Source organism: Streptomyces sp. NBC_01477 (assembly GCF_036227245.1).
Lineage (GTDB): Bacteria > Actinomycetota > Actinomycetes > Streptomycetales > Streptomycetaceae > Actinacidiphila.
This window is the reverse complement of record NZ_CP109445.1, coordinates 98,826-118,300: the sequence shown is the minus strand read 5'-3', so window position 1 is coordinate 118,300 and position 19,475 is coordinate 98,826. Positions and strand designations below refer to the sequence as shown.

Below are 19,475 nucleotides of genomic sequence, written 5' to 3'. Positions count from 1 at the left end.
CACCTGTCCACGCACAGCCCCGGGTTCCGCCCGTCACGACCGAGGAGACACGATGACCCGAGCAGAGACCCGACCGCGATCCGGCCGCCGCGCCGCGCGGATGCTGGCCGGAGCGACCCTGGCGGTCGCCACCACGCTGGCCGCCGCCGGCGCCGCCGGTGCCACCACCCCGCACGCGTCCGCCGCGGGAAGCGCTCTGCCCCGCCTGTCCGCACCCGGCGCGGTCTCTCCCGCCCTGACGTCGGTCAGCTTCACCCATGTGTCGACGACCGCGCCGTACGCGTCCATCACCTGCACGCTCACCGCCGACACGCCGCTGCGCTACTACGGGGGCGCCTACCCGGGCGGCGGCGTGGAGGCGATCGGCAGCGTCCAGTGCACCAACGTCGTCAACACCATCGCCGTCCAGGTCGCGCTGGCGAAGAACAACTCCGTGGTCGCCGTGAGCACGGTCCGCTACACCTACAGCACCACCCAGGGCGGCCAGACCACCGACGTGGCGCACGGCGCGGCCACGTACATCACCGCCGCGGTCGCCGGCGTCACCTTCCCTGACGGGTACTACTGGGCGAGCCCGGAGGCGGACAGCGCCAGCATCTACATCTCCTCCTGAGCGCCCTCCCGCGGCCGTACGGCGGCGCCCCCGCCGTACGGCCGCGGGAGCGGACGTCACCGAGGACACGATCGAAAACCGGCCGCCAGTGATCGCCGCCTTCCAGACGGGATCCGATCTTTACCGTTCAAACCTCCTGCTACCCACTGCTGTCATGACAGGCTTAACCGACAACAGTTCGACTCAGGAGTGCCCATGGACTCATCCGCCGATGCCGCTCACCAAGGCGGACCGCCGCTGTCGGTCACCTGTGCCCTGGGATCCCCCAGCGTGGTCACGGTGGCCGGGGAGGCCGACCTCGACGGCGCCGGATCGCTGCGCGACGCGGTGGACCGCGCGCTGGGTCACCATCCCCACCTGGTCTTCGACCTGGCCGGGGTGACCTTCGCCGACTCGACCTTCCTCAATGTGCTGGTCCAGGCCCGCCAGACCGCCCTGGACCAGGAGGGAAGCGTGCGCCTGCTGGCACCGAGCCCCACCGTCCACCACCTCCTGGACCTGACGGGGGCGCTCCCGCTGTTCCCGGTGATCACCGCGGAGCAGCTCAAGCAGTCCTGACGGGCGGCCGGCGCACCGGCGTGGCGGTGGCCGGCGGGCACGGGCGCCGGCACGGTCGTGGCGTCCGCCGCCGCGAGGTCGGCCCACACGCGCTTGCCGCCGGGGCTGGGCACCACGCCCCACGCCTCGGTCAGGCGCTCCACGATCAGCAGCCCCCACCCGCCCGCGGCACGCGGGCGGGGCGTGGGCCGCACCCGCGAGTCGTCGCTGACCATGATCCGCAGACGGCGCGCGTCGAACACCAGCGACAGGCCCACCAGGCCGCCCGCGTGCCGCAGCGCGTTCGTCACGAGTTCCGACACCACCAGGGCGACCGCCGCGTCGTCGGGGCGCCAGCGCGTCGGCCAGGCGAAACCCGCCACCTGCTCCTTGGCCCAGCCGCGGGCCCGCATCACCTCGCCCGGCCCGGCCGACACCACAAGGAACTGCTCAGTCATCACCGATCATCGCCCGTCCACCGCGCCTTCCACCGCACCTGCCGGACACCGACGCGGGACGACAGGCCCGGCTCATGATGGTGGTTCGCCTGCCCCCTATGGCGTGAGCCACCACCACACAGGGGGGTCGGGTTCGTCACGGCGGACCGGCCCGGGGCCGCCGCGTCCCCCGGCGCGCCGCCCGGTGACGGACACCGGGCCGGACGCAGCCGCGCCCGACCGGCCGTCCTGCCACCGCGCCGCCGAGTGTGCCGAACAGCGAAACGGAAGCTCGCGCCAGCTGTTTTAAGGCGTGAAAGAAGCTGTCGGGATCCTTGACACGGGGACGCGCGTGGGCGAGTCTCATCTCCGTTGGAGAGCGCTCTCCGTCGTTTATGTCCGTCGAGCGGAGCTACACCCGTAACCGTTGGACCGGCAGGCTCCCCGGCCGGATACCCCCCACCCAGGCCCGCGCACGGACAGCTCCTGCGGTCCGGCCCGGGCTCCCGGTGACCCGGTGGTCGCGCAAAGGACGCCGTGTCGCCAGAAACGGAGCGCGCACGTATGAACGCACCGCCCCGCCCTGAAAAGCGGCTCCGGTCGCACCGGCGTCGCGCGAAGGCCCGCGGCCGCACGCTGGGAGTCGCGCTGACGGCGCTGGCCCTGCTGCTGGGCAGCGGCGCCGTCGCCGTCACCGAGCGGGCCGCCGCAGCCGCCGACCAGCCCTGGATGAACACCGCGCAAACCCCGGCGGACCGCGCCAGCGAGCTGCTGGCCGCCATGACCCAGGCCGAGAAGCTGGCGATGATGCACGGCGGCCAGGCGTGCGGCTACGTCGGCTGCGTCGACGGCAACTCCCGGCTCGGCATCCCGCCGCTGCACCTCCAGGACGGCCCGGTCGGGGCGGGGGACGGCTTCACCAACGTCACCCAGCTGCCGGCGCCGGTCGCGGGCGCGGCGAGCTGGGACACCTCGCTGATGAACCAGTACGGCCAGGTGCTCGGCTCCGAGCAGTGGGGCAAGGGCACCAACGTGGTGCTGGCCCCGACCATCAACATCGTGCGCGACCCGCAATGGGGCCGGGCGTTCGAGTCCTTCGGCGAAGACCCCTACCTCGCCGGGCAGATGGGCGCCGCCGACATCCAGGGCATCCAGAGCCAGGGACCGATGGCGCAGGTCAAGCACTACGCCGTCTACAACCAGGAGACCAACCGCAACAACATCACCGACAACGCGATCGTCTCCGACCGGACCGAGCGGGAAATCTACCTGCCGGCGTTCGAGACGTCGGTGAAGCAGGGCGGCGCCGACTCGGCGATGTGCTCCTACTCGGCCGTCAACGGCGCCTTCGCCTGTGAGAACGGACCGCTGCAGAAGACCGCGCTCAAGGGCGACATGGGCTTCACCGGCTTCATCACCTCCGACTGGGGCGCCACGCACTCCACCGTCGCGTCGGCGAACAACGGCCTGGACATGGAGATGCCCGGCAGCGACTACTACGGCGCGGCGCTGACCACCGCGGTCGGCAACGGCCAGGTGTCGCAGGCGACGATCGACGACCACGTCCGCCGGATCCTGACCTCGATGTTCAAGGCGGGCCTCTTCGACCACGCGCAGACCGGCACCACCGGCTCGGTGGTGACCAGCACCGCCCACAACACCACCGCGAAGCAGGTCGCGCAGGAGGGGTCGGTACTGCTGAAGAACACCGGCGCCATCCTGCCGGTCGCCGCCGGCACCAGCTCGATCGCCGTCATCGGCGACGACGCCGGCACCGACGCGATGTCGCAGGGCGGCGGCAGCGCGGCGGTCAACGGCCCGTACCTGGTCACCCCGTACCAGGGCATCAAGAGCCGGGCCGGCAGCGGCGTCAGCGTCTCCTACTCCCAGGGCACCGCGTCCTCCAGCGGGGCGCTCCCGCCGGTGGACAGCGCGTACCTGACACCGAGTTCGGGTACGGGCGCCGGCCTGACCGCGTCGTACTACAACAACACCGGGCTGACCGGCACCCCGGTCCTGACCCGCAACGAGTCCACCGTCGACGACGTGTGGGGCGGCGCGTCGCCCGGCCCCGGGGTCAACGCCACCGACTGGTCGGCCAAGTGGACCGGCACCCTGCACCCGCCGGTCTCCGGCACCTACCAGCTCTCGCTGACCAGCGACGACGGCTCCCGGGTCTACGTCAACGGGCAGCTGATCGTCAACAACTGGGCGAACCAGTCCAGCACCACCCGCACCGGCAGCGTGACGCTGACCGCCGGGCAGGCCGCCACCGTCGAGGTCGACTACTACAACGGCGGCGGCGCCAGCAACGCCACCTTCGGCTGGAGCATCCCCGGCCAGACCCTGCACGACCAGGCGGTCGCCGCGGCGCGGGCGGCCAAGGTGGCCGTCGTGTTCGTCTCGAACTTCGAGTCCGAGGGCGGCGACCTGAACGGCATCGACCTGTCGGCCGCGCAGAACACGCTGGTCGCCGACGTCGCCGCCGCGAACCCGAACACGGTCGTCGTGGTCAACAGCGGCTCGGCGGTCACCATGCCGTGGGTCAGCGCCGTCAAGGGCGTGGTCGAGGCGTGGTATCCGGGCCAGGAGGACGGCAACGCCATCGCGTCACTGCTGTTCGGCGACACGAACTTCAGCGGCAAGCTCCCGGTCACCTTCCCGACCGCGCTGTCGCAGGGCCCGACCAACTCCACCGCCCAGTGGCCGGGCCAGAACGGCCAGGTGCAGTATTCCGAGGGCCTCAAGGTCGGCTACCGCTGGTACGACAGCCAGAACCTCACACCGCTGTTCCCGTTCGGCTTCGGCCTGTCGTACACCACGTTCAGCTACGCGAACCTGTCGGTCGGCCAGCCGGACGCGAACGGCAGCGTCGCGGTCGGCTTCGACGTCACCAACAGCGGCTCGCGCGCCGGGGCCGAGGTTCCGCAGGTGTACGTCGGCCAGCCCGGCTCGGTCGGTGAACCGCCGAAGAACCTGCGCGGCTTCACCCGGATCAGCCTCAACGCCGGACAGACCCAGCACGTGGCGATCACCCTGGACGCGCGCAGCTTCCAGTTCTGGAACAACGGCTGGACCAACGCGGCCGGCACCAACACCGTCTACGTCGGCTCCTCGTCGCGCGACATCCGGCTCACCGGCACCACCACGGTCGCCGGCGGCGGCACGGGCGGCGGCACCACGCAGACGGCCCTGCCCCGTACCGGCTGGACGGCGACCGCGTCGTCCACCGGCGGCGGTGACGTCCCGGCGAACATGCTCGACGGCAACGCCGGCACCCGGTGGAGCAGCGGGGCGCCGATGGCGAACGGCCAGTCGTTCACCCTCGACATGGGCGCGGCCAAGAGCATCGACCAGGTCGTCATGGACTCGGGCGGCAGCGCGAGCGACTACGCCCGCGGCTATCAGGTGTTCACCTCGGCCGACGGGACGAATTTCGGCAGCGCGGTGGCGACCGGCACCGGTAGCGGCGCCCAGGTGACGGCGACGTTCCCGGCCACCACGGCCCGGTACGTCAAGGTCGTCCAGACCGGCACCTCGACCAGCTGGTGGTCGATCGCCGAGCTGAACGTGTTCACCGACGGCAGCACCGGCACCGGCGGTACGGGCGGCACGGGCGCGGTCCTGCCCCGTACCGGCTGGACGGCGACCGCGTCGTCCACCGGCGGCGGTGACGTCCCGGCGAACATGCTCGACGGCAACGCCGGCACCCGGTGGAGCAGCGGCGTACCGATGGCGAACGGCCAGTCGTTCACCCTCGACCTGGGCGCGGCGAAGACCTTCTCCAAGCTCGTCATGGACTCGGGCGGCAGCGCGAGCGACTACGCCCGCGGCTATCAGGTGTTCACCTCGGCCGACGGGACGAATTTCGGCAGTGCGGTGGCGACCGGCACCGGTAGCGGCGCCCAGGTGACGGCGACGTTCCCGGCCACCACGGCCCGGTACGTCAAGGTCGTCCAGACCGGCACCTCGACCAGCTGGTGGTCGATCACGGAGGCCAACCTCTACAACTGACCACTCCTCGCAACACCAGGCGGCCCGGTCCCACCCCGACCGGGCCGCCTGCCCGCGTCGATCGGCCCCGGACCCGGCACCGCCGGGCGGCGCCGAGGGCCGGAGCGGGAGCACCGTGGCGTAGCCGAGGCTGGTGACGCCGGCCGATGCGCTGGAGCCGAGTGCCGGGCAACTGCCGGCCGGGCCGTGCGCGTCGATGACGTTCAGCCGACCACGGTCACCGTCGTGGGGCGGACGGTATCGGTCATGCCGGGGCTGTACGTCGTGCAGCTCCAGCCGGTGCAGGTGACGGTGCCGAGCGCGGCGTGCGCGGGGGAGGGGACGAGGGCGGCGTCGCCCAGCGCGAGTGCGGCGCAGCGCGATCGGAAGCGCCCCGTCCAGCACGCGAGCCCCACCCGTTACACCCTCGGCGGCGAGAACCGGACACCCTGCGTGCGAACCCGCGCTACGGGCGTTGCGTGTGATGCCGCTGAAGCCGCCCGCGCCGCGGCTGCGAACGTGGCGCAGGGAGGATCGCGGCATCGTCGGCGCCCTGGCGGGGAGGTCCCTGGGCGCCGGGCGGTGTTCCGTCATCCGGCGCGGGCCGGGCAGGCTAGCTGGTGGGGCGCCCGGCCGCCCCAGGGGGGGCGAGGACGGCCGGGCGCGGCCAGGCGGTCGCTGCCGCCGGTCCCCGAGGGGACATTGGCACCCTTGGGGGCCAACAGTCCGCGTGCCCGCGCCCGGCGGGGCTACACCTCCTGAGGTGCCGGCGAATGTCACGGCGCCGCGGTGGGTGCCGTTCTGCCTGGTCAGGGCCGACCGCTCCGGGGCAAAGGGCAGCGGTGGCCCGACGCCGCACCCGGGTCCGGGCCTGAACGCGGCGCCCGGGCGCGGGACCGGGCCGCAGGCGGTGGCTGGTTCACCCTCCTTGCCCGCGCGGCCGCCGGTGATGAAACTGGCAGGAACATGACGACTCGGTGCGCCGGGCCGTCCCCGCCCTTCTTCGTACGGAAAGGACCGCCATGAGCCCCCTGGCACTGCAGATCCGCGACGCCGGCCCACTCGACGTGGCCGTGGAGGAAGAAGAGATCCCGTTCGAGGACCAGACCGACCCGGGCCGCGGCATCGAGGCGTGTCTGCCCGAGCCGTGGCCGACGGCGACGACCCGCGTCGCCTGCGACTAGAGGAGAACCGGACATGGCGGCCGGGACGGCCCCGGCCGACGCGGACGGGTCCGGGGCGCGCCTCTCGGAGGCGCACCGCACGGCCCCGTCCGTGTCCGGCCTGCCGGGCGCCGCGGCGCACCGGCCCAGCGGCCCCGGCCCCGAACGCGACCTGGAGGAGCGGCTCGCCGCGCTGCTCGCCGGCCGCGGGCGGCGCCTCGTCGCCGACGACCAGTGGCTCTGCCTGTTCGCCGCCGACCCCCGGTCGGGTGAACTCCCGCTCCATGGATGGAAGCTGCACATCTCCGCCCGCGCCGACGAGCTGGCACACGTGGCGGACCTGGTCGTCCCCGTGCTGCTGCGGTACGCCTGCGACGCCAAGTTCGCCCGCGACGCCGCGGTGCTGCACGCGATGAACAGCGGGGCGCGGGACTCCGCGCTGGTGGGCAAGGCGGTCACCGTCTATCCGCGCCCGCAGGACGTGACGGCGCTCGGCGCCGAACTCGCCGGCCTGCTGAGCGGCCGGTCGGGGCCCCGGGTGCTCAGCGACCGCCGGATCCGGCCCGACGCCCCCGTCTACTACCGCTACGGCCCGTTCCGGGCCGAGGGCGCCGACGACGCCGCGCTCACCATGACCGGCCCCGACGGGGCGCGCTTCCCCGGGCGCGCGGGCACCCGGTACCGCCAGCCGCCGTGGGCCGCCGACCCGTTCCGCGCGGCCGTGCCGCCCGCGGGCCGTACCGGCCGCCTGATCGGCGGGCGCTACCGGCTCACCACGGGCATCGCCCGCTCCCCGCACGGCGACGTCTACCGCGCCGCGGACACAGCGGCCGGCGGCAGCCGCGTGGTCGTCAAGCAGGCCAGGGCCTACGCCGGCGAGGACCCCGACGGCGTCGACGCCCGCGGGCGCCTGCGCCACGAGCACGCCGTCCTGGCGGCCCTGTCCGGCGTCGAGGGCGTCCCCCGGGTACTGGACCACCTCCGGCACGGCGACGACGAGTACCTGGTCACCACCGACTGCGGCCCCCGCGACCTGCGCCGCGACGTACTCGCCCACGGCCCGTACGAGCCGAGTACCGCGGGCCGGACCGCGGCCGGCCGCGGAATCGCCGCGCTGGCACGCCGCCTGCTGGCCGTGCTCGACGGTGTCCACGCCCGCGGCGTCGTCGTGGGCGACCTCAAGCCGTCCAACGTGGTGCTGGGCGGGGACGGCACCGCGTACCTGGTCGACTTCGGCGTCAGCGCCCTGCACGGCGACCGGCCGGCCGGCGCGACGCCGGGCTACTCGATGCCGGCCTACCGCGCCGGCGGGCCGCCCGGCCCGGGCGACGACCTCTACGCGCTCGGCGCGACCCTGCACTTCGCGCTGACCGGCATGGACCCGGTGGTCGTCGACCGGGACGACGCCGTCAACCGCGACCGCACCCTGGCCTGTCTCGCCGCGGCGCTCCCGGGCGCCACGCACCGGACGGCACGTGAATTCGTCGCCGGGCTCCTGGACCCCGAGCCCGTACGACGCGCCGCCTGCGCACGGCAGTGGCGCGCGCCGCAGTCACCGGCGGCCTGCGGGCGCCGGCTCCCGTCGCCGCCGAGGATCACCCGCGGCCTGCTGGACGACCTGATCGCGTACACCGCCACGACCTGCGCGACCGCCGCCGCCGAACTGCCCGCGGACCCGCGGTCACGGCACGGGCGGCAAAACTTCGGGCTGACGCTCTACGACGGCGCGGCGGGCGCGGGCCTGGAACTGCTCCACCACATGGAACACCCGGGCGTACGCGAGGCCGTGACCGGCCTCGCCCACCGGACCGCCCGCCACCCCGCCCTGCCGGCACTGACCGCCGCACTCCACACCGGCCGTACCGGCGTCGACCTCTTCCTCGACTCCGCCGCCGCGCTGACCGGCGCCCCCGAGGGGTACGTCCCCCCGCCGAGCCCGCGCCCGTACGACGACACCGGCGACCAGATCGGCGGCGCGGCGGGCGCCGGGACCGGACTGCTGGCGCTGGCCCGACGCGCCGACGCGGCCGGCCGCGAGGAGGAGGCCGGCGCGCGGCTCGCCGCGGCGGGGGAGTGCGTCCGCTCGCTGCTGGCCGCCGAGGGCGGGCGGGAGCGCGCGGAACCGCAGAATTCGGCGGCGGCGTCCGAGGCGGCGTTCGCGTTCGGCTTCGCCCACGGCCGGGCGGGCGTCGTCCACTTCCTGCACGCCTACCACCGCATCACCGGCGACCCGGCCGCCGGGGCGGCGGCACGTCGCGGCCTGGCCGAACTCGTCGCGCACACACCGCGGTTGCTGGCGCTGGCGGCCCGCCCCGAGGCACACCGCCGCTACGGGTCCTGGTGCCGCGGACTCGCCGGGATCGGCACCCTGCTGATCGAGCTGGGCGGCCACGAGGAGGACCCGCGGACGGCGGACCTGGGAGTGCGGTGCGCCTGGGCCTGCCGGGATCTCGCGCCCCGGATGAGCCCGGTCTCCCAGTGTTGCGGACTGTCGGGCGTCGGCGAACTGCTCATCGACGCGGCGGCGCTCACCGGCGACGACCGGCTGAGCCGCGCCGCCGAGGACGTGGCGGCCCTGATCCTGACCCGCAGCGGCGGCACCCTGCGCCGGCCGCTGTTCCCCGACAACATCTTGGCCGCCCCGGCGCCGGGCTGGGCGACCGGCAGCGCGGGCGTGCTGTCCTTCCTGCGCCGCCTGCGCGACGCGGGCGGCCCCCGCCTGTGGACCGACTCCGCGCCGCCCGCGCGCGAGCCGGAAGGTGTGCCGCGGCAGCCCGGTCGCAGGGTTCCCCCACGCGGCCCGGATGCCATGCTTGAGCCATGAGGACACGGCAGAGGAGCCAGGCCGAGCGGGACGAGACCACCGTCGAGATCGGCTACGCGCTGCTCAGCGCGTGCTTCCTCGGCGTCGTCGTGTTCGCGGCGATCGCCGGCCCCGCCGCCGTCTGGCACCTTCCGCACGCTGTCGGCAGGTTCTTGCTGGTCACGGGCGCTTCGGTCGCCACAATCCTCGCAGCGGTCCGCGTCGTTCACGTCCTGCGGCGCCACGCGGCCCTGCGCGGCTGACACGCCGGCGTCGCTGACACCCCCGCGACAGCGCGTCCGGCCCGCTACAGCCGCAACTCCAGGCGGATGTGCGGGGACAGCGCGCGGAGGAAGCCGGGCGCGTCGAAGATCTCGCCGGCGGAGGCGACTCCCGCAGACGTCCTGATCCGCCCGCTCAGGACGCGGTCGACCGCTTCCACCGCGAGCGGGGCGGTCACCGCGTAGATGTCCCGCCCGCCGGCGACGGCGCGCCGTTCGCTGCCGCCGGAGCGTACGACGACATCGATGAGGAAGGTCTGCGCGGTCGCCCGTGCTCGTCGGCCGCGGCCGGCGCCGGGGTCTCGGGGGCCGACAGGTCCCGCGCCGCCTCGACCGCCATGTAGGTGCGCACGTCCGGGATCGCCAGGTGGCTGGGCACGGTGACGACGTCGGCCATCGTGAAATCTCCGATGACGGCCCGGGTGCCCAGCGGTTCGGGGAAGGGCCACTCCAGGGTCGGCAGCTCGTCCCGGTGGTATTCCAGCCGCCCGTCGGCGTAGCGGATGCTCCGGCCGTCCCGCCGCTCCCGGGACACCGCGCCCGCCTCGCGCGTCCCGGCGGTGGGGTGCCAGCTGCTGAGCCCGTACGCGATGTGGGCCTCGTCGGCCGCCGTCCAGTCGCCCATCGCGGCGGTGGCCAGCAGATCGCCGAGGCCGCCGGAGAAGGCCATCGCGGGCACGACGATCGTTCCCGCGGTACGGGCGCGGTCCGCGAAGTGCGCGAACGTATCGAGGATGCCTCGATCTCGGCGGCCACGTCCACGTAAGGGATCCCGGCGCGCAGCGCCGCCTCGGACACCTACCGCCGCACCTTCCGCTCGCGGACCCCGTTCACGTACCCGCTCCGGCCCGACCGACAACGCGCAGGACATCGCCCAGCGCCCCTGAGCCGTTCCGGCGGCGCCCCGCCCGCCGGGCGTCAGGCCGGGGCGCCGCGGGTGGCCGCGCGGCGCAGGTGGAGGGCGGACGCGGCGAGCGCGACGAGGATGCCGGCCGCCGCGTACACCGCCAGCACCCACAGCGGGCCGGTGGTGTGGTGGGCGCCGAAGTAGACGGAGTTGCGCACCGCGGTGGTGCCCGCGCCCGGCGGCAGCCAGGGGCCGATCGCCCGCCAGAACGGCGGCAGCAGCGAGTTGGGGTACGCGCCGCCCGCGCTGGGGTTGCCGAGGACGACGAAGACCAGGATGGCCAGGCCGATACCGACCACACCCAGCAGCACCTGGAAGGCGACGGTGGCCGCGCCCGCGGCGAGGACGATGAGGGCGCCGATACCGAACAGCGCCCAGAAGTGCCCGGTCAGGGCGCCCAGGACCGGATCGATGATGAGCGCGCCGCCCAGGCCGGACAGGATCGCGTACGGCACCAGGCCGGCCAGCCGGAAGCCCGTGCGGCGCACGGTCGCCGGCCGTGTCCCGCCGGTCACGCCCATGATGGCCGCGACCAGGTAGCCGCCGATCATCCAGCCGATCACGACGTAGAACGAGGACAGGCCGCGGCCGTCCTTGGGGCCGGGCGCGCGCAGGTCGGTGATCCGGATCTGCCGGTTCTGCCCGGTCTCGATCCTCTGCGCGATCTGGGTGGTGACGGTCGACACCGACGGCCCGGCCGCGGACGCGACGAGCAGCGTGTCGGTCCGGGTCTGCGGACTCACCACGATCGCCGCGTCAAGGTCGCGGGCGAGGATCCGGTCGCGGGCCTGCCGCGCGGTCGGCACCGCGCGGGCCTTGAACGGGTTGCCGGACAGCGCGTTGAGCCGGCCGGTGAGCTTGCCCGCGACCTGGGCGGGCGCCACGACGCCGACCGCGATGTGGTGCGGCTTGGGCGAGTGGAAGGCGCCGACGTAGGACAGGATGAAGCCGAGCTGGAGGGCGAGCACGCCGGCCATCAGCAGCACCGCGCGCAGGCTCACCGCGTCGCGCAGGTCGGCGGCGAACCCGGGCGTGCCGCGGCCCGCGGGGACCTCGTGGCTGCCGCCGGGACCGTTCCCGGCGGGGCCTTGCGGACCTTCCGGGCCTTGTGGGCCTTCCGGCGGGGTCGGCGGCGGGCCGTGCGGGGTGTCGGAAGCCATCGTGCCGCTCCTCCTCGTCGTCGCGGGACGCGGGTGCGCCAGTGCCGGTACGCCCGCGCGGGTGCGCCAGTGCCGGTACGCCTGCGCCGGGACCCGTCGCCCGGCCCCGCAACGATGCCTGCCCCGTACGAGCCGCGGCCGACGCCGGACGGCGGGTTTGACCTCCAGAAGGGTGAACGGACCACCCGCCCGTGTCCGTCCGTTCCGGTCGGCTGACGCTCTTGAGCGCCTTGAGGACGACCTGGGTGACGGTGTCGGAGTGCGAGATCATGATGACGTGGGAGCCGTCGATCCCGGTGATGTCGGCTCCTGCCCGCTGGGCCGTCTCGCGGACGACGTCGGCGCCTGCGGCGGTGTCGGCGGTGCCTCCCGCCCGGAAGAACCTGCCCGCGCGGGCAGGTTCTTCCGGGCGGGAGGCACCGCCGGACGGCGGCAGGGCACAGCGGCGGCCAGCCTGCCGCCCGGCAGCCGCCCGGCCGCCCGCGCCGGTGCCGTCAGCGTGGCCCACCGCGCCGGGCCTGCCCGATTGTGCCCTTGTGCCTGTCCTCGCCCGTTCCCATACTGGCCCCACCGTGTCAGGGGCATGCCGTGAATGGGTGCCACCGTGGCGCCCGGCACTCATGAGGCGCGCCCGCCAGGACCGACGCGACCTGTCCACCCAGGAGGCTCCGTTGAGCATCGGACACCGCTTCACCGCCCGGCCCGCCGCCCGCCGCTCAGGCCTGGCCGCCGTCGCCCTCGCCGCGTTCGCGGCCGCCGCGGCCGTCGCGAGCGGCCCGGCCGCGGCGGCGCCCGCAGGGGGCGTGGCACGACCCCAGGTCTCGGCCGGCGACATGATCTACGCCAACAACGGCACCGCCTGCCAGGCGCAGGTCAACGCCCGCGCCGGAAGCACGTACTACATCATCATGCCGGGCCACTGCACCCAGGGGACCTCGGCCTGGTACACGAACGCCTCCCTCAGCACGTACATCGGCCCCACCGTCGCCACGTCCTTCCCGGGCAACGACTACGGCCTGATCCGCTACGACAACCCGGCGGTGCCGCACCCCGGGGGCGGCTACCCGTCCGCAGGCAACCCCTACGTCGGCGAGCAGGTCTGCCGCAAGAGCCCTGTCAGCGGCACCCACTGCGGCACGGTCAAGGCCCTCAACGCCACGATCAACTACGGCGGCGGGCAGGTCGTGAGCGGCCTGATCGCCACCTCCGTCTGCACCGACCCGGGCGACACGGGGGGCCTGCTGTTCTCGGGCTCCACGGCCATCGGCCTGTTCAGCGGAGGGTCGGGCAACTGCTCTGCGGGCGGCACCAGTTACTACCAGCCGCTCACCGAAGTCCTGGCCGCCTACGGCCTGTCTCTGTACTGAACCCACCGGCGGCGCGGACGGTCCGCCTCCCCGTATCGCCGGCAACTCCCGTACACCCGGCGCCCCTACGGGGGCCGCATGCCGCACGGACGAGTCGAGGACGACGTCGGCGCCGTCCGCCGCGACCGCCGCGTCCGGCCCGGACCGGCCACCCGATTCCGAGGAGTCCCCATGTCCCAGCCGCCGTCCGCCTCCCCGCCCGGGCCTCGCCCGTCCCCGGCCGCCACACCCGGCGGCCGGCCCACCCGCCGTACCGTGCTGTCCGGCCTCGTCGGCGCCGGGCTGGGCGCCGGGACGCTGCTGGCGACGCCGGGAGCGGCCGCCGCGGCGGGGGCGCTGCCCGCGGCAGCACCGGCCGGCAGCAAGATCAAGAACCTGACCGGCCCGGCCGAAACCGGCCGCTTCGCGGCGCCGTGGACCGACCTCGGCATCCCGGCACGGTGTCCGGACGGCTCCATGCTGTTCGTCTGCGGCGACACCTTCAACGGCAGCGGGGTGGGCGGCCCGGACTGGCGCGCCCCGGTCGGTCTGCGCTCCAGCCGCAGCGCCCCGGCCTCCCTGGCGATCGACGGCAGTGTGGGCGGCCCGCACGCCGGCGGCCTCGTGCCCGAGGGCCACGCCGGCGGTACGACGGCCATCCCGTCGGACGTGTTCACCATCGGGAACACGATGTACATGCACCTCATGCGCGGGGTGATCTACCGGACCGACCACAGCGACTTCTGGAAGTCCGACGACAACGGCGAGACCTGGCAGTACCTCTGCCAATTCCCCGGCAACCAGTACAACGGCCAGTTCCAGCAGAAGACGTACGCGGTCGCCGGCGACGGATACTGCTACGTCCTGTCGACGGCCTTCAACCGTGACGTGGTGTCGGACCTGCTGCTCCACCGGGTCCCGCAGACCCAACTGGGCACGCCCGCCGCGTATCAGCCCTGGGGCTATGCGAACGGCGCCTGGGCGTGGGGGAATTACCCCACCACCATCACCGCCGCGCGCAAATGGGGCGAGATCTGCTTCCGCGCCATGGGCGGCGGATACGCCTTCACCTGGCTGAACATGGACGTACTGTCCCTGCGGGTCCAGCTCTTCGCCCAGCCGACGTCCAACTTCTTCACCACGCCCGAGCAGACGATGATCGTGCCGACCGTCCCGGGGGCCGAGTACGGCAACGCCGTCGCCAGTCCGTACGGCGGCTTCATCGTCCCCGGCTCCACGACGGGCGACTTCCACATCGCCGTCAGCCAGTGGTACGACAACCAGAACTACCGGGTCATGCACTACCGCATCGGCGGTCTCGCCGGCGGTACTTCGTGACGACCGGTCCCTGACGTCGCGTCCGAGCGGACATCGACGCCGAAGCGCGGGCGTCGTGCACCCCGGCGTCCCAAGTAAGCCGCAACTTGCGCCACTTATGCTCCTGGTGGGTCAGCCGCCACGCCGGCCCCTGCTGTCACCCGCGGCTGAGCGCGCCCCGCAGCCGCTCCTTCCCGTCCTGACCTGCTGCCCCCAGGAGCCCCCATGCGTACGAGACGTGTGTCCGCCACGATCACCGCCCTGGTCACCGGAACTCTCTGCTTCACCGGCACGGCCCAGGCCTCGTCCGCGGCACCCGCGGTCCCGGTCGTGTCCGTACTGGCGCACGGCTCGAAGGACGGCGCGGTCGTCGCCGGCGGCTACCGCAAGGCGGGCACGCGGTTGAGCGTCCGTTCCGGCAGCACCGCCGGTGCGCACTGGCTCCAGGTCGACTACCAGGTCCAGGAGACCGGTTACTGGTGCGGCCCGGCCGCCACGCGGATCGCGCTCTCCGCCCGCATCGCACCGCCCAGCCAGAGCGTACTCGCCGATGAGCTGGGTACCACCGAGGACGGCACCGACTGGATCGGACAGGTCACCGAGGTGCTCAACTCCGATCTCGGCGGCGGCTGGTACGAGAGCAAGGAGATGCCGGACGATCCGCCCACCCAGGCGCAGCGGAACCTCCTGTGGTCCGACGTCGTGTTCGACATCGACCGCAACTATCCGCTGGTCGCCAACATCGTCGCCCCGCCGGGCAATCAGCCCCCCGGTTACCCGTCGGACCGGACGATCTACCACTACTTCACCGTCATCGGCTACGACGACGCCAACAGCACCGTTCTCATCGCGGACCCCGCGTCCTTCAGCGGCAACCAGATCTACTGGCTCTCCTTCGACCAGCTCGCCCGGCTGATACCCCCGAAGGGCTACTCCGCCTGATCCCGCCCGGCCTTGCGGCGCCCCGGTTTCCGCACGCAGCCGCTTCCGGCGGAGGCGGCGGCGGGGACCGGGGCTGTCGCGGTCCAGGCCCGGAGATGGTCGAGCCGCCCGCGGAGAGCGGCGAGCGCGTCGTCGAGTTCGACCGGTTCGACGGGCACCGACGCCGGCACCCTCGCGGCGATCCGTGCGGTGGGTGCGCCGACCAGGGCGACAGCGCGGTGCCGCGCGGAGGGGTGGGCGCTGTGTAGCCGCGCAGCGCCGAACCGCTCGGTGATACGAGCGCGGGCGGCGTCCACGACGGGGGCGGACGCCGCAGGCACCCGGTCCAGCGAGCCTTCGCGCGCGATCGTTCCGTCCTGGTCCAGTCCGAACAAGCGCTTCGTGCGAACCGGCGTGCACGGCGCACTGGATACGCCGTGGCGGTACCTGTTCGCACTCCGCGCGCCCTACCAGCGGCCGGGGGCCGCAGCGATGATGAGCAGACCGCAAGGAATCCCGTCGACGCCGCACACCTGCCTCTCGGCCGGGTGGATCTGCGGTGGAAGGAGTCCGCATTGTTGCTTCTCATCTCCCCGGACAGCGTCGAGGAGGCCCTCGACTGCGCGAAGGCGGCCGAGCACCTCGACATCGTCGATGTCAAGAAGCCCGACGAGGGCTCGCTCGGTGCGAACTTCCCGTGGGTCATCAGGGAGATCCGCGACGCGATCCCGGCGGACAAACCGGTGTCCGCGACCGTGGGCGACGTGCCGTACAAACCCGGCACGGTGGCCCAGGCGGCACTCGGCGCGGCCGTCTCCGGAGCCACGTACATCAAGGTCGGCCTCTACGGATGCACGACGCCCGACCAGGCCGTCGACGTCATGCGCGGGGTCGTCCGGGCGGTGAAGGACTACCGGCCGGACGCGTTCGTCGTCGCCTCGGGCTACGCCGACGCCCACCGGATCGGCTGCGTCAACCCGCTCGCGCTGCCCGACATCGCCCGCCGCTCCGGCTCCGACGCGGCCATGCTCGACACCGCGGTCAAGGACGGCACGCGGCTGTTCGACCACGTACCGCCGGAGGTCTGCGCGGAGTTCGTCCGGCTGGCCCACGAGGCCGGTCTGCTCGCCGCCCTCGCGGGCAGCGTGAAAGCGGGAGACCTCGGCGCGCTGACCGCCATGGGCACGGACATCGTGGGGGTGCGCGGGGCGGTCTGTGAAGGGGGCGACCGCAACACCGGGAGGATCCAGCCGCAGCTGGTGGCCGCCTTCCGGGCGGAGATGGACCGGCATGCCGGGGAACACGCGGCTGCCGTCGCTGCCGCGAGCTGATCGCCGGCATGCCGATGAGTCAGCCCTGCCGCGTACCCGGGACGCGCGGCGAGCGCTTCGCCGTCCTCGATCCGGCGACGGGCGAGGCCTTCGATACGGCTCCCGATCAGCAGCCGGACGAGTTGGACGCCGTCGTCAGCCGGGCCCACGGGGCATGGCGGAGCTGGCGGGCCGATCCCGCGGCCCGCGCCACGGCCCTGCTCGCGGCGGCTGATGCGGTGGAGGCGGCCGGGGCGGATCTTGCGCCGTTGCTGACGCGTGAGCAGGGCAAGCCGTTGGCCGAGTCGTACGCGGAGGTCGCCCGTACGGCGGCCCGTATACGCTACTTCGCCGAGCTGGCCCCCGGGCCGCAGCCGATCAGGGACGGCCGGCCGGTGCGCAGTGAGGTCCGCTGGCGATCGCTCGGCCCGGTCGGCGCGATCGTTCCGTGGAATTTCCCCCTGCAGCTCGCGTCGGCGAAGTTCGCGCCTGCGCTGGCCGCGGGGAACACGGTGGTGCTCAAGCCGTCGCCCTTCACGCCGTTGGCCACACGATTGCTGGGGTCCGTAATCTCCGCGGTCCTTCCCCAGGATGTGCTGACGGTCGTCACCGGTCATGAGCCGCTCGGCGCCCGGCTGGCGTCGCACCGGGGGATCCGGCATGTGACGTTCACCGGTTCGGTTGCGACGGGGCGGGCTGTCGCGGCGGGCGCGGCGGCGTCCCTCGGCCGGGTCACGCTGGAACTGGGCGGTAACGACGCCGCCGTGCTGCTGGAGGACGTGGATGTGGAGCGCGTCGCGGACCGGCTGTTCTGGGCGGCGTTCCGCAACTGCGGGCAGGTCTGTATGGCGGTCAAGCGCGTCTACGCCCCGGCCCGGCTCTACGCCGATGTGGTCGAGGCTCTCGCGCAGCGCGCGAAGACCGCGGTCGTCGGACCCGGCCTCGACCCGGGTACGCAGCTGGGCCCGGTCAACAACGCTCCTCAACTGGCGAGGGTCGAGCGCTACACGGCCCGGGCGCTGGCGGACGGCGGCCGGGCGGTGACCGGGGGCCACCGGCTGGACCGGCCGGGCTACTTCCACGCCCCGACGATCCTGGCCGATGTCCCGCCGGGCAGTCCGGTGGTGACGGAGGAGCAGTTCGGCCCTGTCCTGCCGGTGCTGCCGTACGGGAGCCTGGACGAAGCCGTCGAGGCGGCCAACGACACCGGCTTCGGGCTGGGCGGCTCGGTGTGGGGGACCGATCTGGACCGGGCCGAGGCGGTGGCCGGCCGGCTGGAGTGCGGGACGGCGTGGATCAACCACCACGCGGAACTGTCCCTGGCCCAGCCCTTCGCGGGCATCAAGGACAGCGGCGTGGGTGTCGCGGGCGGGCCGTGGGGGCTCTACGGGAATCTCAGGCCGTTCGTCGTGCACCGTCCGGAGGAGGCGTGAGCAGGAGGTTCGGTGCGGCGGTGCTGCGCTCGTACGAGAGCCGGTTCGCCGTCGAGGAGGTGGTCCTGGACTCGGGGCCGGCCGACGGCGAGGTCCTGGTGAGGATCGCGGGCTGCGGGATGTGCCGGACCGATCTCGCGGTCCGGCACTCGGCGGGCCGCTCCCCGCTGCCTGCGGTGCTCGGCCACGAGGGGGCCGGGGTCGTGGTCGAGACGGGCGGCCCGCACACGGGCCTCGCCGGCGGCGACCACGTCGTGCTGAGCTTCGACTCCTGCGGCCACTGCCGGAACTGCATGGCCGCAGCCCCCGCCTACTGCGACTCCTTCGCGTCGCTCAACCTCTTCGGGGGGCGCAAGGAGGGAGCCGGGCGGTTCACCGATGCGGCCGGGGACGCGCTGGCGCCGCGGTGGTTCGGCCAGTCCTCGTTCGCGGAGTACGCGGTGGTGGCGGCCCGTAACGCCGTGCGGGTCGATCCCGCGCTGCCCATTGAACTGCTCGGGCCGCTCGGCTGCGGCTTCCTCACCGGTGCCGGGGCGGTCCTCACGTCTTTCGGTGTCGGGCCCGGCGAGTCGGTCGCGGTCTTCGGTGCGGGGGCGGTGGGTCTGGCCGCGGTGATGGCGGCTGCCGCCTGCGGGGCGGTGGCCGTGGCGGTGGACCGGCATCCCGAACGGCTGGCTCTCGCGGAGCGGTTCGGCGCGATCGCGCTGCATGCGGCGTCGGCCGATCTACCGGGCCGTATCCGGAAACTGACCGATGGCGGGACGCAGTACGCGCTGGACACCACGGCCTCCGCCCGGCTGGTCAACGACGCGCTGCGGGCGCTGCGCCCGACCGGCCACCTCGGTCTGGTGGCGCGGCTCCACAGCGCGCTGCCGCTGGAGCCGGGGGCGCTGGACCGGGGCAGGAGGATCTCGCACATCTGCGAGGGGGACGCGGTGCCGGGACTTCTGATCCCCCGGCTGACCGGGCTGTGGCAGGCCGGGCGGTTCCCCTTCGACGAGCTGATCCGTACGTACCCGCTCGCCGCCATCAACGACGCCGAGCGCGACTGCGACGCGGGCCTGGTGGTCAAGCCCGTCCTGATCCCGGAGGGGCGGAGCCGATGAGCATGCGACGCCGCCGGCCGGAGGGGCCGGGTGGCCGCGGGGCCGCGCCGCCGGGCGCTCTGCCGGGGGGCCGGGGCGCCCGCGGCATCCGTACGTCCACCGTTGATCCTTCGCGGCGGCATCCGTTGCGTCCGCCGCTGATCCGTCA

15 protein-coding genes and 2 pseudogenes are annotated in these 19,475 nt (G+C 73.8%); 12 read left to right on the top strand and 5 right to left on the bottom strand.

The features are described 5' to 3' along the window. Nucleotides 1-52: 52 nt before the first annotated feature. Nucleotides 53-613 (top strand): hypothetical protein, encoded by a 561-nt coding sequence (locus OHA86_RS00535; RefSeq protein ID WP_329171417.1) that lies wholly within the window; start codon nucleotides 53-55, stop codon nucleotides 611-613. Nucleotides 614-808: 195 nt separating this feature from the next. After that, the gene (locus OHA86_RS35955; RefSeq protein WP_443071596.1) at nucleotides 809-1,171 is read left to right on the top strand and encodes an STAS domain-containing protein; all 363 of its coding nucleotides are present in this window, start codon (nucleotides 809-811) and stop codon (nucleotides 1,169-1,171) included. A 95-nt stretch (nucleotides 1,172-1,266) separates the two neighbouring features. Here OHA86_RS35955 and OHA86_RS35950 read toward each other — a convergent pair. Then, a pseudogene (locus OHA86_RS35950) lies at nucleotides 1,267-1,563 on the bottom strand (ATP-binding protein); the annotation flags it as partial. 588 nt (nucleotides 1,564-2,151) lie between these two features. On the opposite strand from OHA86_RS35950, the gene OHA86_RS00525 reads away from it, so the two are divergent. Then, the gene (locus OHA86_RS00525; protein ID WP_329171415.1) at nucleotides 2,152-5,601 is read left to right on the top strand and encodes a glycoside hydrolase family 3 C-terminal domain-containing protein; all 3,450 of its coding nucleotides are present in this window, start codon (nucleotides 2,152-2,154) and stop codon (nucleotides 5,599-5,601) included. 203 nt (nucleotides 5,602-5,804) lie between these two features. Here the strand turns inward: OHA86_RS00525 and OHA86_RS00520 are convergent, their stop codons facing one another. After that, complete coding sequence (locus OHA86_RS00520) at nucleotides 5,805-5,996, bottom strand: hypothetical protein (RefSeq protein WP_329171414.1); 192 nt, start codon at nucleotides 5,994-5,996, stop codon at nucleotides 5,805-5,807. A 606-nt stretch (nucleotides 5,997-6,602) separates the two neighbouring features. On the opposite strand from OHA86_RS00520, the gene OHA86_RS00515 reads away from it, so the two are divergent. From OHA86_RS00515 to OHA86_RS00505, 3 genes are read left to right on the top strand one after another with little or no spacing between them, the layout of a single operon-like run. Further along, nucleotides 6,603-6,764: an SflA family class IV lanthipeptide gene (locus OHA86_RS00515; RefSeq protein WP_329171413.1), complete on the top strand. Its 162-nt coding sequence runs from the start codon at nucleotides 6,603-6,605 to the stop codon at nucleotides 6,762-6,764. Nucleotides 6,765-6,777: 13 nt separating this feature from the next. Further along, the gene (gene lanL, locus OHA86_RS00510) at nucleotides 6,778-9,567 is read left to right on the top strand and encodes a class IV lanthionine synthetase LanL (RefSeq protein WP_329171412.1); all 2,790 of its coding nucleotides are present in this window, start codon (nucleotides 6,778-6,780) and stop codon (nucleotides 9,565-9,567) included. Then, on the top strand, nucleotides 9,564-9,809 hold the full coding sequence (locus tag OHA86_RS00505) for a DUF6332 family protein (RefSeq protein ID WP_329171411.1): 246 nt from the start codon (nucleotides 9,564-9,566) through the stop codon (nucleotides 9,807-9,809). Before lanL ends, OHA86_RS00505 begins: the two co-directional genes overlap by 4 nt. Before the next feature lie 44 nt (nucleotides 9,810-9,853). Here the strand turns inward: OHA86_RS00505 and OHA86_RS00500 are convergent. Together OHA86_RS00500 and OHA86_RS00495 are read right to left on the bottom strand one after the other, a co-directional pair. Then, nucleotides 9,854-10,625 (bottom strand): annotated as a pseudogene (locus OHA86_RS00500) (saccharopine dehydrogenase); the annotation flags it as partial. 120 nt (nucleotides 10,626-10,745) lie between these two features. Beyond that, on the bottom strand, nucleotides 10,746-11,894 hold the full coding sequence (locus tag OHA86_RS00495; RefSeq protein ID WP_329171410.1) for a DUF3533 domain-containing protein: 1,149 nt from the start codon (nucleotides 11,892-11,894) through the stop codon (nucleotides 10,746-10,748). Between the two features lie 671 nt (nucleotides 11,895-12,565). On the opposite strand from OHA86_RS00495, the gene OHA86_RS00490 reads away from it, so the two are divergent. The 3 genes from OHA86_RS00490 (at nucleotide 12,566) to OHA86_RS00480 (ending at nucleotide 15,499) form a co-directional block, all read left to right on the top strand. After that, nucleotides 12,566-13,261: a S1 family peptidase gene (locus tag OHA86_RS00490; RefSeq protein ID WP_329171409.1), complete on the top strand. Its 696-nt coding sequence runs from the start codon at nucleotides 12,566-12,568 to the stop codon at nucleotides 13,259-13,261. Between the two features lie 171 nt (nucleotides 13,262-13,432). After that, nucleotides 13,433-14,578 carry a DUF4185 domain-containing protein gene (locus OHA86_RS00485; protein WP_329171408.1) on the top strand — a complete coding sequence of 382 codons (1,146 nt, stop codon included), beginning with the start codon at nucleotides 13,433-13,435 and terminating at the stop codon, nucleotides 14,576-14,578. Between the two features lie 204 nt (nucleotides 14,579-14,782). After that, a complete protein-coding gene (locus OHA86_RS00480) occupies nucleotides 14,783-15,499 on the top strand; it encodes a C39 family peptidase (RefSeq protein WP_329171407.1) in 717 nt (238 codons plus the stop codon). Here the strand turns inward: OHA86_RS00480 and OHA86_RS00475 are convergent. Beyond that, nucleotides 15,487-15,873: a hypothetical protein gene (locus OHA86_RS00475; protein ID WP_329171406.1), complete on the bottom strand. Its 387-nt coding sequence runs from the start codon at nucleotides 15,871-15,873 to the stop codon at nucleotides 15,487-15,489. The genes OHA86_RS00480 and OHA86_RS00475 overlap by 13 nt on opposite strands. A gap of 180 nt (nucleotides 15,874-16,053) precedes the next feature. Between OHA86_RS00475 and OHA86_RS00470 the strand changes: the two genes are divergently transcribed. From OHA86_RS00470 to OHA86_RS00460, 3 genes are read left to right on the top strand one after another with little or no spacing between them, the layout of a single operon-like run. Then, the gene (locus OHA86_RS00470) at nucleotides 16,054-16,809 is read left to right on the top strand and encodes a (5-formylfuran-3-yl)methyl phosphate synthase (protein WP_329171404.1); all 756 of its coding nucleotides are present in this window, start codon (nucleotides 16,054-16,056) and stop codon (nucleotides 16,807-16,809) included. An 8-nt stretch (nucleotides 16,810-16,817) separates the two neighbouring features. Next, entirely contained in the window at nucleotides 16,818-18,221 is a 1,404-nt protein-coding gene (locus OHA86_RS00465) for an aldehyde dehydrogenase family protein (RefSeq protein WP_329171401.1), read from the top strand. Then, complete coding sequence (locus tag OHA86_RS00460) at nucleotides 18,218-19,327, top strand: NAD(P)-dependent alcohol dehydrogenase (protein ID WP_329171399.1); 1,110 nt, start codon at nucleotides 18,218-18,220, stop codon at nucleotides 19,325-19,327. Before OHA86_RS00465 ends, OHA86_RS00460 begins: the two co-directional genes overlap by 4 nt. Nucleotides 19,328-19,475: the final 148 nt, after the last annotated feature.